General features: G+C 67.3%; 12 protein-coding genes. All 12 read left to right on the top strand.

What is annotated here, in order from left to right; all coding sequences use genetic code 11:
* The first annotated feature begins 5 nt into the window (after nt 1–5).
* The 12 genes from nuoE to nuoN all read left to right on the top strand — a co-directional run bounded on the left by nuoE (nt 6) and on the right by nuoN (nt 13,175).
* A complete protein-coding gene (nuoE, locus tag BM228_RS06665) occupies nt 6–1,367 on the top strand; it encodes an NADH-quinone oxidoreductase subunit NuoE (RefSeq protein ID WP_092038375.1) in 1,362 nt (453 codons plus the stop codon).
* A 5-nt stretch (nt 1,368–1,372) separates the two neighbouring features.
* A complete protein-coding gene (locus BM228_RS06670) occupies nt 1,373–1,627 on the top strand; it encodes a hypothetical protein (protein WP_092038377.1) in 255 nt (84 codons plus the stop codon).
* 10 nt (nt 1,628–1,637) lie between these two features.
* Nucleotides 1,638–2,939: an NADH-quinone oxidoreductase subunit NuoF gene (gene nuoF / locus BM228_RS06675; protein WP_092038379.1), complete on the top strand. Its 1,302-nt coding sequence runs from the start codon at nt 1,638–1,640 to the stop codon at nt 2,937–2,939.
* Nucleotides 2,940–2,943: 4 nt separating this feature from the next.
* On the top strand, nt 2,944–3,153 hold the full coding sequence (locus BM228_RS06680; RefSeq protein WP_012319031.1) for a hypothetical protein: 210 nt from the start codon (nt 2,944–2,946) through the stop codon (nt 3,151–3,153).
* 10 nt (nt 3,154–3,163) lie between these two features.
* Entirely contained in the window at nt 3,164–5,245 is a 2,082-nt protein-coding gene (nuoG, locus tag BM228_RS06685) for an NADH-quinone oxidoreductase subunit NuoG (RefSeq protein WP_092038381.1), read from the top strand.
* Nucleotides 5,246–5,255: 10 nt separating this feature from the next.
* A complete protein-coding gene (gene nuoH / locus BM228_RS06690; protein ID WP_007560745.1) occupies nt 5,256–6,278 on the top strand; it encodes an NADH-quinone oxidoreductase subunit NuoH in 1,023 nt (340 codons plus the stop codon).
* 29 nt (nt 6,279–6,307) lie between these two features.
* Entirely contained in the window at nt 6,308–6,796 is a 489-nt protein-coding gene (gene nuoI, locus BM228_RS06695) for an NADH-quinone oxidoreductase subunit NuoI (RefSeq protein ID WP_007560744.1), read from the top strand.
* A gap of 222 nt (nt 6,797–7,018) precedes the next feature.
* Nucleotides 7,019–7,639, top strand: a complete 621-nt coding sequence (locus tag BM228_RS06700; RefSeq protein WP_092038383.1) for an NADH-quinone oxidoreductase subunit J — start codon at nt 7,019–7,021, stop codon at nt 7,637–7,639.
* Between the two features lie 34 nt (nt 7,640–7,673).
* Nucleotides 7,674–7,979: an NADH-quinone oxidoreductase subunit NuoK gene (gene nuoK, locus BM228_RS06705; protein ID WP_058192287.1), complete on the top strand. Its 306-nt coding sequence runs from the start codon at nt 7,674–7,676 to the stop codon at nt 7,977–7,979.
* A 109-nt stretch (nt 7,980–8,088) separates the two neighbouring features.
* Entirely contained in the window at nt 8,089–10,197 is a 2,109-nt protein-coding gene (nuoL, locus tag BM228_RS06710) for an NADH-quinone oxidoreductase subunit L (RefSeq protein ID WP_092038384.1), read from the top strand.
* Between the two features lies 1 nt (nt 10,198).
* The gene (locus BM228_RS06715; protein WP_092038386.1) at nt 10,199–11,719 is read left to right on the top strand and encodes an NADH-quinone oxidoreductase subunit M; all 1,521 of its coding nucleotides are present in this window, start codon (nt 10,199–10,201) and stop codon (nt 11,717–11,719) included.
* Nucleotides 11,720–11,729: 10 nt separating this feature from the next.
* Nucleotides 11,730–13,175, top strand: a complete 1,446-nt coding sequence (gene nuoN / locus BM228_RS06720; RefSeq protein WP_092038387.1) for an NADH-quinone oxidoreductase subunit NuoN — start codon at nt 11,730–11,732, stop codon at nt 13,173–13,175.
* Nucleotides 13,176–13,208: the final 33 nt, after the last annotated feature.

Consider the following 13,208-nt stretch of genomic DNA (forward strand, 5'->3'; position numbering starts at 1 on the left):
GCAGGATGGCAAACCGCAGACTCGCGCCGGCCTCTGAGCAGCCCGAGAGCTTCGCGTTCTCCCCTGAGAACGCGGAGTGGGCGAAGACCCAGATCGCCAAGTACCCGGAAGGCCGCCAGGCCTCCGCGGTGATCTCCCTGCTCTGGAAGGCGCAGGAGCAGAACGGCGGCTGGCTCCCGCGGGCGGCCATCGAGGCGGTGGCGGCCGAGCTCGGTATGCCGAACATCCGCGTGCTGGAGGTGGCGACCTTCTACACGATGTTCGCCCTGGAGCCGGTGGGCCGGTTCTGGATCCAGGTCTGCGGCACGGTGCCGTGCGATTCCTGCGGCGCCCGTGGCCTGAAGGAGATGCTCGAGGCGCGCCTCGGCCCCTCCGGCCACGTCTCCGCCGACGGCAATTTCTCCTGGCTCGAAGTCGAGTGTCTGGGCGCCTGCTGCAACGCCCCGATGGTGCAGATCAACCAGGATTACTACGAGGACCTGACCCCGGAGTCCCTCGGCACGCTGATGGACGACCTAGCGGCCGGAAGGCCGGTCAAGGTCGGCTCGCAGATAGGGCGCCAGGCCTCGGAGCCGCAGGGCGGCCCGGACACGCTCACCGACCCGACCCTGTTCGACGGGTCTCGGATCGGCGCCTGGCGCAAGCGCTTCGAGGACACGGCGAAGTCGGACGATTCGGCGGCGAAGTCCGACGAGGCCGCCTCGACCGATCGGCGCGCCGCCGAACAGCCGAAGCCAGCCCGGCCGGATGCCGGTCGCCCGGTCGAGCGCTCGGTGAGCGACGCGCCGGCCCAGCGCGCGGCCGACGGCAAGACGCCGGTCAAGGAGCAGGACCAGGCGGATGCGGCCGAGACCGGCCGCTCGACGGCCAAGGAGGGTGCGGCGCGCCCGGGCGACGCGGATCTGCGCGAAGCCCCTGCCAAGGCGGTGTCCTCCGGCGAGCAGGCCGGGGGCGACCAGGGCAGCCAGGAGACACCCGACCGCGGGACGGTCCCGCAGCAGCCGGAAGCCTCCGGTGCCAGCGAGGGCGAGGTCGCCGCGGAAGCCGAGGAGGCACGCATCGCCGGGGCGCTCGCCGCCCTGCCGAAGGACGCGACCCCCGAGCAGAAGGCGAATGCGGTCGGCACTCGTCCGCCCGGCCTCGACGCCGCCCGCGCCGGCCAGGCGGACGACCTGACCCGGATCAAGGGCATCGGCCCGGGCAACAGCCAGCGCCTGAACGGCCTCGGCATCTACCATTTCGACCAGATCGCCGCCTGGACCCGCGACGAGATCACCTGGGTCGGGACCTACCTCGCGTTCCCGGGTCGCATCGACCGGGAGAACTGGGTCGGGCAGGCTCAAACGCTGTCGGGCACCGGGGCCTGACCGCGATGGCCGAGGTGACGAACGAGCTGATCTACGAGGTGCTGAAGGCGATGCAGACGCGCCTCGGCAACGTGGAAGACGGTCTGCGCGAAGTGCGTGGCGAACTGAAGGGCGTGCGCGGCAATCAGCAAGCCCAGCAGGTCCAGATGAGCGCCGTGCAGACCGATATCGGCAACCTCTACGAAGCGTTCGGTACCCTCGACTCGCGACTCGCCCGGATCGAGCGCCGCCTCGACATCATCGACACTCCGGTCCGCTAAGAGACAGGTCATGCTCGCAGATCAGGATCGCATCTTCACCAACCTCTACGGCCTGCATTCGCCGGGCCTGGAGGCCGCCAAGCAGCGGGGGGCCTGGGACGGGACCAAGTTCCTCCTGGAGCAGGGCCGCGACTGGATCATCGAGGAGATGAAGGCGTCGGGCCTGCGCGGGCGCGGCGGCGCGGGCTTCCCCACCGGCCTGAAATGGTCGTTCATGCCCAAGAAGTCGGACGGACGCCCGCATTACCTCGTGGTCAACGCCGACGAGTCGGAGCCGGGCACCTGCAAGGACCGGGAGATCATGCGGCACGATCCGCATCTCCTGATCGAGGGCTGCATGCTGGCCTGCTTCGCCATGGGCGCGCATGCCTGCTACATCTACATCCGTGGCGAGTACGTCGCCGAGAAGCACGCGCTCCAGAAGGCCGTGGATGAGGCCTATGAGGCCCGTCTCGTCGGCCAGTCGAACGTGCACGACTATCCCTTCGACATCTACGTCCACCACGGCGCCGGCGCCTATATCTGCGGCGAAGAGACGGCGCTGATCGAGAGCCTCGAAGGCAAGAAGGGCATGCCGCGGCTCAAGCCGCCGTTCCCGGCCAATACGGGCCTCTACGGCTGCCCCACCACGGTCAACAACGTCGAGTCGATCGCGGTGGCCGGCACGATCCTGCGCCGCGGCGGCGCCTGGTTCGCCGGGCTCGGCGGCAAGAACAACACCGGCACCAAGCTGTTCTGCGTCTCGGGGCACGTCAACAAGCCGTGCAACGTCGAGGCGGAGCTGGGCATCACCTTCCGCGAGCTAGTGGACCGGCATTGCGGCGGCATGCGCGGGGGCTGGGACAACCTGCTCTGCTCGATCCCGGGCGGCTCCTCGGTGCCGCTGGTGCCGGCCGACCAGATCATCGACGCCAAGATGGATTTCGACACCCTGCGCGGCCTCGGCTCCGGCCTCGGCACCGCCGCGGTGATCGTGCTCGACCGGTCCACCGACATCGTCGCGGCGATCACCCGGATCTCGTACTTCTACAAGCACGAATCCTGCGGCCAGTGCACGCCCTGCCGGGAAGGCACCGGCTGGATGTGGCGGGTGATGCAGCGCATGACCGAGGGCCGGGCGCAGAAGCGCGAGATCGACATGCTGTTCGAGGTCACCAAGCAGATCGAGGGTCACACGATCTGCGCGCTCGGCGACGCGGCGGCCTGGCCGATCCAGGGCCTGATCAAGCACTTCCGGCCCGAGATCGAGAAGCGGATCGACCGCTACACGGCCAACCCGCATTCCGACCCGATCCCGATGGCCGCGGAATAGGGCAATGACGAGCCAGCCGGACAACCTGATGCTCGTCTATCTGCGGCGCATCGACGAGAAGGTCGATCGCCTGAGCGATGATGTCCGCGAATTGAAGGGCCGCATGGCCGCGGTCGAGGAAAACCTGGCCGGCGTTCACCGGCGGATCGACAGGGTCGAGCTTCGCATCGAGCGCATCGAGCGGCGCCTCGATCTCGCCGACGCCCCGCACTGAGATTGCACCGATGACAAAAATCCTCGTCGACGGCACCGAGGTCGAGGTTCCGGCCGAATACACGCTGCTCCAGGCCTGCGAGGCCGCGGGGGCCGAGATCCCGCGCTTCTGCTTCCACGAGCGCCTGTCGATCGCAGGCAATTGCCGGATGTGCCTGGTGGAGCTGAAGGGCGCACCGAAGCCCGTGGCGAGCTGCGCCTACGCGGTGAAGGATTGTCGCCCCGGCCCGAACGGCGAGCCGCCCGAGGTGCTGACCCGCTCCGGCCTGACCAAGAAGGCCCGGGAAGGGGTGATGGAGTTCCTCCTCATCAACCATCCGCTCGATTGCCCGATCTGCGACCAGGGCGGCCATTGCGACCTGCAGGACCAGGCGATGGCCTACGGGGTCGATTCGACCCGCTACCAGGAGAACAAGCGCGCGGTCGAGGAGAAGCATATCGGCCCGCTGGTGCGGACCGCGATGAACCGCTGCATCCACTGCACCCGCTGCGTGCGTTTCCTGGCGGAGGTGGCAGGCGTGCCGGACCTCGGCGCCATCGGCCGCGGCGAGGACATGGAGATCACCAGCTACCTCGAGCAGTCGATGGCCTCGGAGCTCCAGGGTAACGTCGCCGACCTCTGCCCGGTGGGCGCCCTGGTGCACCGGCCGCAGAGCTACAACGTCCGCCCCTGGGAGCTGAACAAGACCGAATCGGTCGACGTGATGGACGCGGTCGGCTCGTCGATCCGCGTCGACACCCGCGGCCGCGAGGTGATGCAGATCGAGCCGCGGGTCAGCGAGGAGATCAACGAGGAGTGGATCTCCGACAAGACCCGCTACCATGTCGATGGCCTGCGGATGCAGCGCCTCGACCGCCCGTACCTGCGCGAGAACGGCCGGCTGCGGCCCGCTTCCTGGGGTGAGGCGTTCCAGGCCATCGCCGCCAAGGTGAAGGCCACCGATCCGAAGCGCATCGGCGCCGTGGTCGGCGACCTCGCGGGCGTCGAGGAAATCTTTGCGCTGCGCGAGCTGATGCGCGCCCTCGGCACCCCGAACCTCGATTGCCGGCAGGCCGAGACCGGGCTCGATCCCGCGCTCGGCCGCGCCTCCTACCTGTTCAACCCGACGATTCCCGGCATCGAGACCGCGGACGCGATCCTGATCGTCGGCGCCAACCCGCGCACCGAGGCCTCGCTGCTCAACGTCCGCATCCGCAAGCGCTGGCGGATGGGTCCGCTCGCGGTCGGCGTGATCGGCGAGCCGGTCGACCTGACCTATCCGAGCCACTACATCGGCGCCGGCCCCGAATCCCTCGCCGGCCTCGCCCGGGGCGAGCACAGTTTTCTTGAGACTCTCAAGGAAGCGAAAGCGCCGCTCGTCATCGTCGGTGCCCATGCCGAGCCGGGCATCCTGGCGGCGGCGTCGGCGCTCGCCAAGGAGATCGGCGCGGTGACGCCGGAGTGGAACGGCTTCGGCGTTCTGCACACCGCCGCGGCCCGGGTCGGCGCCCTCGATCTCGGCTTCGTGCCGGGGGAGGGCGGCCTCGGCTTCCCGGCCATGCTGGCCTCCGGCGGCGTCGACGTGCTGTTCAACCTCGGCGCCGACGAGCACGACGTGGCGCCCGGCGCCTTCGTGATCTACCAGGGCACCCACGGCGACCGCGGCGCCTCCCGGGCGGACGTGATCCTGCCGGGCGCGGCCTATACCGAGAAGTCGGCGACCTGGGTGAACACCGAAGGCCGGGTCCAGATCGGCAACCGCGCCGGCTTCCCGCCGGGGGATGCCCGCGAGGATTGGGCAATCCTGCGCGCCCTGTCGGACGTGCTGGGCCACCGCCTGCCGTTCGATTCGCTCACCGCGCTGCGCCGGGCGCTCTACGCCGCCCACCCGCATTTCGCGGCGATCGGGACCGTGGAGGCCGGCGACGTGGCCGCCTCCGTGGATCGGCTCGCCGGCCTCGGCAGCGCGACGGGCGGTGCCGCCTTCGCGTCGCCCGTGACCGACTTCTACCTCACCAACCCCATCGCCCGCGCCTCGCGGGTGCTGGCCGAGTGCTCGCGCCTCGCCCGCGAGCGCGCCGCCGAGTCGCGGCCGCTCGCGGCGGCAGAGTAGGGATCCGACGATGACGCCGCTGGAAATCCTCGGGACCGTGCTCCTGATCGTGCTGAAGAGCTTCGTGCTGCTCGCAGCCCTGCTCGTCTTCATCGCCTACGCTCTGCTCGCCGACCGCAAGATCTGGGCGGCGGTGCAGCTCCGGCGCGGCCCCAACGTGGTCGGGCCGTTCGGCCTGTTCCAGTCGTTTGCCGACCTTCTGAAGTTCGTCCTGAAGGAGCCGGTGATCCCCGCGGGCGCCAACAAGGCGATCTACCTGCTGGCGCCGCTGGTCTTCGCGATGCTGGCCCTGTCAAGTTGGGCGGTGATTCCCCTGGCCGACGGCTGGGCGATCGCCGACATCAATGTCGGCATCACCTACATCTTCGCGATCTCCAGCCTGGGCGTCTACGGCGTCATCATGGGCGGCTGGGCCTCGAATTCGAAATACGCCTTCCTGGGCGCGCTCCGCTCGGCGGCGCAGATGATCTCCTACGAGGTCTCGCTCGGCTTCGTGATCATCTGCGTGCTGCTCTGCGCCGGCTCGCTGAACCTCTCGCGCATCGTGATGGCGCAGGACACCAGCCTCGGCCTGTTCGGCTGGTACTGGCTGTGGCTGTTCCCGATGTTCGTGGTGTTCTTCATCTCGGCGCTCGCCGAGACCAACCGCCCGCCCTTCGACCTGCCGGAGGCCGAGTCGGAGCTGGTGGCCGGGTACATGGTGGAATACTCCTCGACGCCCTATCTGCTATTCATGCTCGGCGAGTACGTCGCCATCATGAGCATGTGCGCGCTCGGCACCGTGCTGTTCCTGGGCGGCTGGCTGTCGCCGATCCCGTTCGCGCCGTTCACCTGGGTGCCGGGCGTGATCTGGTTCATCCTGAAGGCCAGCTTCCTGTTCTTCCTGTTCGCGATGGTGAAGTCCATCGTGCCGCGCTACCGCTACGATCAGCTCATGCGCCTCGGCTGGAAGGTTTTTCTGCCGATCTCGCTGGTCTCGGTCGTCGTCGTCGCCTTCGTGCTCAAGCTGACCGGCCTCGCGCCGGGCGCCTGAGCCCACCCGCCGAATCGGAGATCCGGGCCATGAAGCTCGATCAGGTTGCAAAGAGCCTGCTGCTGAAGGAATTCGTGTCGGGGATGATCCTCGGCATGCGCTACTTCTTCAAGCCGAAGGCGACGATCAACTATCCCTTCGAGATGGGCCATCGCGGCCCGCGCTTCCGGGGGGAGCATGCCCTGCGCCGCTATCCCAACGGCGAGGAGCGCTGCATCGCTTGCAAACTCTGCGAGGCGATCTGCCCGGCCCAGGCGATCACCATCGAGGCGGGACCGCGCCGCAACGACGGCACCCGCCGCACCACCCGCTACGACATCGACATGGTGAAGTGCATCTATTGCGGCATGTGCCAGGAGGCCTGCCCGGTGGACGCCATCGTGGAAGGGCCGAACTTCGAATTCTCGGTCGAGACCCGCGAAGAGCTACTCTACGACAAGCAGAAGCTTCTCTTGAACGGCGACCGCTGGGAGCGCGAGATCGCGCGCAACATCGCGATGGATGCGCCTTATCGCTAAGGCATCGTTCCGAAAGGTGGTTGCCGGCTTTCGGAAAAAGACGATGCCAAACAAAGGGATAGCGCATCATCCTCGGTTCCGTTGCCCGGGGTGATGCGCTAGAGGGATGCCGGGGGCGCTGTTGTGCCCCCGCCGACCGGGTTCTATAGACGGGCCGCCCGCTGCGGCCCGTTTCCACGCAAGGCAGAAGGGGCCGCTCCGGCGGCCGATCCCGACGAGCGCATGACCGCAGCAGCCGCATTCTTCTACCTGTTCGCGAGCGTCACGGTCGCGTCGGGCTTCATGGTGATCGCCTCGCGCAATCCCGTCGCCTCGGTGCTGTTCTTGATTCTCGCCTTCGTGAACGCCGCCGGATTGTTCGTCCTGATGGGCGCCGAGTTCCTGGCGATGATCCTGGTCGTCGTCTATGTCGGCGCGGTCGCGGTGCTGTTCCTGTTCGTCGTGATGATGCTCGACGTGGATTTCGCCGAGCTGCGCCAGGGCTTCCAGCAATACCTGCCGATCGGCGGCCTGATCGGGGCGATCTTCCTGGTGGAGCTGCTCCTGGTCGTCGGCTCCTGGACCATCGATCCGGGCCTCGTGCAGGCGCCGCTGGGCAACGTCGCTTCGGCCGAGAACGTCACCAACGCCCAGGCGCTCGGCCGGGTGATCTACACGGAATACGCCTACTTCTTTCAGCTCGCGGGCCTGATCCTTCTGGTAGCGATGATCGGCGCAATCGTGCTGACGCTCCGCGACCGCCCGGGCGTCAAGCGCCAGGACATCTCGGTCCAGAACGCCCGCACCCAGAAGATGGCGGTGGAGACCCGCAAGGTGCCCTCCCGCCAGGGCGTCGAGGTCTGATGCGCGCTGTGATGCAAGGCGGAGGTTTCGCACGATGATCGGCCTGAGCCATTACCTCACCGTCGCGGCGATCCTGTTCACGCTCGGCGTGCTCGGGATCTTCATCAACCGCAAGAACGTCATCGTCATCCTGATGTCGATCGAGCTCATCCTGCTCGCGGTCAACATCAACCTGGTCGCCTTCTCGACGCAGCTGAACGACATCACCGGACAGGTCTTCGCCCTGTTCGTGCTGACCGTCGCGGCCGCCGAATCGGCGATCGGCCTCGCCATCCTCGTGGTCTTCTTCCGCAACCGCGGCACCATCGCGGTCGAGGATGTGAGCATGATGAAGGGCTAGGGCGCCCTTCTTCACGCGACCCGCGTTCGCGGCCCCGCGTTCATGGGCCCCGAGTGACAATCCGGACGCCGCCCAGCGGTCGGCCCGGAGGACGGACTGCAAGAGAGCGATGTATCACGCGATCGTCTTCTTCCCGCTGATCGGCTTCCTGATCGCCGGCCTGTTCGGCCGGTACATCGGGGCCCGGGCCTGCGAGTACATCACCACCGCGTTCTTGGCCTTCACGGCCCTGATCGCCTGGGGCGTGTTCCTGGAAGGCGGCCACGCCGAACGGGTTCAGGTCGCATCCTGGTTCTCGGCCGGCGACCTCCAGGTCGACTGGGCCTTCAAGGTCGATGCGCTGACCCGGGTGATGCTCGTGGTCGTCACCACGGTCTCGACCCTCGTCCACCTCTACTCCGTCGGCTACATGCACGAGGACCCGCACCGGCCGCGGTTCTTCGCCTATCTGTCGCTGTTCACTTTCGCCATGCTGATGCTGGTGACGGCCGACAACCTCGTGCAAATGTTCTTCGGCTGGGAGGGCGTCGGCCTCGCCTCCTACCTGCTGATTGGCTTCTGGTACGAGAAGCCCTCGGCCAACGCCGCCGCCATGAAGGCGTTCATCGTCAACCGGGTCGGCGATTTCGGCTTCTCGCTCGGCATCTTCCTGGTCTTCGTGCTGACCGGCTCGGTGGCGTTCGACGCGATTTTCTCCAAGGTCGACACGCTCAAGACCCTGAGCTTCCACTTCCTCGGCTATGACTGGAACGCCCTGACGCTCGCCTGCCTGCTGCTGTTCATGGGCGCCATGGGCAAGTCGGCGCAGTTCCTGCTGCACACCTGGCTGCCGGACGCCATGGAGGGCCCGACCCCGGTTTCGGCGCTGATCCACGCCGCCACCATGGTCACCGCCGGCGTGTTCATGGTCGCCCGGCTCTCGCCGCTGTTCGAGGAGGCGCCGAACGCGCTGATCGTCGTCACGGTGATCGGCGGCATCACGGCCTTCTTCGCGGCCACGATTGGCCTGGTGCAGAACGACATCAAGCGGGTGATCGCCTACTCGACCTGCTCGCAGCTCGGCTACATGTTCGTGGCGCTCGGCGTCGGCGCCTACTCGGCCGGCGTGTTCCATCTGTTCACCCACGCCTTCTTCAAGGCGCTGCTGTTCCTCGGAGCCGGCTCGGTCATCCACGCGATGCACCACGAGCAGGACATGCGGAACATGGGCGGCCTGCGCTCCCACATCCCGTTCACCTGCGCCATGATGGCGATCGGCTCCCTGGCGCTGATCGGCTTCCCGTACACGGCGGGCTACTATTCCAAGGACGCGATCATCGAGGCGGCCTACGCCTCGACCCGGCCCGGGCACACGCTCGCCTTCCTGTGCACCGTGGTGGCGGCGTTCTTCACCTCCTTCTATTCTTGGCGCCTGTTCTTCATGACCTTCGAGGGTCCGGCCCGGTGGGGCGCTCATGCGGCGCACGACCACCATGCCGCCCCGGCGGTCGCTCACTCAGCCATGGCCCACGAGGCCGATGGCGCCCCTGGCCATACCGAGGGCGTGGCCCACGACGATCATGGCCACGACGTCGAGCCGGCCCATAAGAGCGACCTCGTCGCGGACGACCATCACGGGCACGGCCATCACGGGGACCACACGCCCCACGAGAGCCCGCTGGTGATGACCATCCCGCTGGCGGTGCTCGCCTTCGGGGCGCTGTTCGCCGGGATCATCTTCCACGACCGCTTCATCGGGTCCGGGATGGACGCGTTCTGGGGCCATGCCCTGGCGCACGGCCCCGAGAACCACATCATGCACGAGATCCACGAGGTCCCGGCTCTGGTGTCCTATTCGCCGCTGATCATGCTGATCCTCGGCTTCGTCCTGGCCTTCTGGATGTATATCCGCCGTCCGGAGCTGCCGGGGGCGCTCGCCGCGCAGCAGCCGTCGCTGTACCGGTTCCTGCTCAACAAGTGGTACTTCGACGAGCTCTACGACCGGATCTTCGTGCGTCCGGCCAAGGATTTCGGCCTGTTCCTCTGGAAGCAGGGCGACGGCAAGATCATCGACGGGCTCGGCCCCAACGGCATCGCGGCGCGGGTCGTGGACGTCACCCGCGGCGTGGTCCGCCTGCAGACGGGCTATGTCTACCACTACGCCTTCGTCATGCTCATCGGCGTGGCCGGCCTGATCAGCTGGTACCTGATGGCCGGCCTGCCCAAGGGTGCTCACTGATATGCTCGGCCTCGGCATCCTCTCCGGCCTGCTGATCGTCCCGCTCTGCGGCGCGGCCTTCATCCTCACCCTCAAGGGCGACGACGAATCGGTGGCGCGCAACAGTCGCTGGGCCGCGCTCGCCACCACCATCGTCACCTTCCTGCTCTCGCTGGTGGCCTGGGGCCGTTACGACGCCTCGTCGGCGAGCTTCCAGCTGGTCGAGAGCCATCCGTGGCTCGCCGAGACGATCCGCTTCAAGCTGGGCGTCGACGGCTTCTCGATGCCGCTTATCCTGCTCACGACCTTCCTGATGCCGTTCTGCATCGGGGCGTCGTGGACCTCGATCCACGTCCGGGTGAAGGAGTATTTCGTCGCCTTCCTCGTCCTCGAGACGACGATGATTGGCGTGTTCGCCTCCCTCGACCTGCTGTTGTTCTACCTGTTCTTCGAGGCCGGCCTGATCCCGATGTTCCTGATCATCGGCATCTGGGGCGGGGCGCGCCGGATCTACGCGAGTTTCAAGTTCTTCCTCTACACCCTGCTCGGCTCGGTGCTGATGCTGCTCGCCGTCATGGCGATGTACTGGCAGGCGGGCACCACCGACATCCCGACCCTGCTGCAATACCGCTTCCCGGTGGGGATGCAGACCTGGCTGTGGCTCGCGTTCTTCGCCTCCTTCGCGGTGAAGATGCCGATGTGGCCGGTCCATACCTGGCTGCCCGACGCCCACGTCGAGGCGCCCACCGCCGGCTCGGTGATCCTGGCGGGCATCCTGCTGAAGATGGGCGGCTACGGCTTCATCCGGATCTCCCTGCCGATGCTGCCGGTGGCGAGCCACGACTTCGCCCCCCTGGTGTTCGCCCTCTCGGTGATCGCGATCATCTTCACCTCGCTCACCGCGATGATGCAGACCGACATCAAGAAGCTGATCGCCTACTCGTCGGTGGCCCATATGGGCTTCGTGACGCTCGGCCTGTTCACCCTCAACGAGCAGGGCATCCAGGGCGCGCTGTTCCTGATGATCTCCCACGGCATCGTGGCGGCGGCGCTCTTCCTCTGCGTCGGCGTGGTCTACGACCGGATGCACACCCGCGAGATCGCCGCCTATGGCGGGCTCGTGAAGCGGATGCCGCTCTACGCGGTGGCCATGATGGTGTTCACCATGGCCAATGTCGGCCTGCCCGGCACCTCCGGCTTCGTCGGCGAGTTCCTGTCGATGCTCGGCGCCTTCAAGGCGAACCCGAACGTCGCCTTCTTCTCGACCTTCGGCATCATCCTGTCGGCGGCCTACGCCCTGTGGCTCTACGCCCGGGTGATCTACGGCAAGCTGGAGAAGCCCAACCTCCAGGGCATCCTCGACCTCGACACGCGGGAGAAGATCATCCTGGCGCCCCTGGTCGTGCTGACGATCTATTACGGCGTGCATCCGGCGCCGGTGCTCGACGTCTTCGCGCCCTCCACGGACGCGCTGATGACCGGCATGAAGGCCGCCCTCGCCAACACACAGACCGCGGCCGCCGCGCTGCCGCTCGCTCGCTGAGACGGAACAGATGCCCACCGTCCACTCCGTCCTGCCCTCGCTGGCGCCGCTCCTGCCCGAGTTGATCCTCGGCGTTGGGGTGCTGCTCCTGATCCTGTACGGCGCCTGGCGCGGCGACCGCTCCGCCGAGAGCGTCAGCATCGGCGCCCTGGTCCTGCTGCTCTTCGCCCTGTTCGTGGTCCTGTCGCAGCCGACCGCTGGCCGGGTGACCACCCTGTCGGGCGCCTTCGTCTCTGACGCGTTCGCTAAGGTGATGAAGTCACTGGTGCTGCTCGGCTCGGCGGCGACGATCCTGCTGGCGCACGACTTCTTCAAGCGCGAGCAGATCGACCGGTTCGAATTCCCGGTTCTGATCGTGCTCTGCACCATCGGCATGATGGTGATGGTCTCGGCCAACGACCTGATCGCACTCTATCTCGGCCTCGAGCTGCAATCGCTCGCCGCCTACGTGATCGCGGCCTTCCACCGGGACAACGCCAAGTCGACCGAAGCCGGCCTCAAGTACTTCGTGCTGGGTGCGCTCTCCTCCGGGATGCTGCTCTACGGCGCCTCGCTGGTCTACGGCTTCACCGGCACGGTCTCGTTCCCCGGCATCGTCTCGGCGCTCAACGAGAATGCCGGGCTCGGCATCGTGCTGGGCATCGTGTTCCTGGCTGCGGGCGTCTGCTTCAAGATGGCGGCGGTGCCGTTCCACATGTGGACGCCCGACGTCTACGAGGGCTCGCCGACCCCGGTGACCGCCTTCTTCGCCACGGCGCCCAAGATGGCCGCGGTCGCCATGACGGTGCGGGTGTTCATCGGCGCCATGCCGGACGTGACCGCGATCTGGCAGCAGATCTTCATCTTCGTCGCCGTGGTCTCGATGGCGCTGGGCTCGTTCGCGGCCATCGGCCAGCGCTCGATCAAGCGCCTGATGGCCTACTCGTCGATCGCCAATATAGGCTACGCGCTGATCGGCTTGGCCTGCGGCTCCGAGGAGGGGATCGGCGGCCTCGTCACCTACATGATCATCTACCTGGCGATGACGCTCGGCACCTTCGCGATCATCCTGTCGCTCCGCCGCCGGGACGTGATGTTCGAGTCGATCGAGGATCTGTCGGGCCTGTCGCGCACCCATCCCTGGGTGGCTTTCTGCCTCGCCGCCATGATGTTCTCGCTGGCCGGCATCCCGCCGCTCGCCGGGTTCTTCGCCAAGTTCTACGTCTTCGCCGCCGCCATCAAGGCGGGCCTTGTGACCCTGGCGGTGATCGGCGTGGTGACCAGCGTGGTCGGCGCCTACTACTACCTGCGCCTGGTCAAGATCATGTATTTCGACGAGCCGAAGGAGCCCTACGAGGCGATGGCCCCGGGCCTGCGCGTGGTGCTCGCCCTGTCGAGCGTCGTCGTGGTGCTGTTCTTCCTGCTCCCCGGTCCGCTGGTCGGCGTCGCCGGCCGGGCGGCCCGGTCGCTGTTCTAGGTCCGGCGGCCTTCCGGCGCTCCCGATGAGAAT

The organism is Methylobacterium pseudosasicola (assembly GCF_900114535.1).
Classification (GTDB): domain Bacteria; phylum Pseudomonadota; class Alphaproteobacteria; order Rhizobiales; family Beijerinckiaceae; genus Methylobacterium; species Methylobacterium pseudosasicola.

Coding starts and splice junctions, on each gene's coding strand:
- nuoI (WP_007560744.1), top strand. CDS start 6,308: ATGAAGCTCGATCAGGTTGCAAAGAGCCTGCTGCTGAAGGAATTCGTG.
- BM228_RS06680 (WP_012319031.1), top strand. CDS start 2,944: ATGACGAGCCAGCCGGACAACCTGATGCTCGTCTATCTGCGGCGCATC.
- nuoG (WP_092038381.1), top strand. CDS start 3,164: ATGACAAAAATCCTCGTCGACGGCACCGAGGTCGAGGTTCCGGCCGAA.
- nuoE (WP_092038375.1), top strand. CDS start 6: ATGGCAAACCGCAGACTCGCGCCGGCCTCTGAGCAGCCCGAGAGCTTC.
- nuoF (WP_092038379.1), top strand. CDS start 1,638: ATGCTCGCAGATCAGGATCGCATCTTCACCAACCTCTACGGCCTGCAT.
- nuoN (WP_092038387.1), top strand. CDS start 11,730: ATGCCCACCGTCCACTCCGTCCTGCCCTCGCTGGCGCCGCTCCTGCCC.
- BM228_RS06715 (WP_092038386.1), top strand. CDS start 10,199: ATGCTCGGCCTCGGCATCCTCTCCGGCCTGCTGATCGTCCCGCTCTGC.
- BM228_RS06700 (WP_092038383.1), top strand. CDS start 7,019: ATGACCGCAGCAGCCGCATTCTTCTACCTGTTCGCGAGCGTCACGGTC.
- nuoL (WP_092038384.1), top strand. CDS start 8,089: ATGTATCACGCGATCGTCTTCTTCCCGCTGATCGGCTTCCTGATCGCC.
- BM228_RS06670 (WP_092038377.1), top strand. CDS start 1,373: ATGGCCGAGGTGACGAACGAGCTGATCTACGAGGTGCTGAAGGCGATG.
- nuoH (WP_007560745.1), top strand. CDS start 5,256: ATGACGCCGCTGGAAATCCTCGGGACCGTGCTCCTGATCGTGCTGAAG.
- nuoK (WP_058192287.1), top strand. CDS start 7,674: ATGATCGGCCTGAGCCATTACCTCACCGTCGCGGCGATCCTGTTCACG.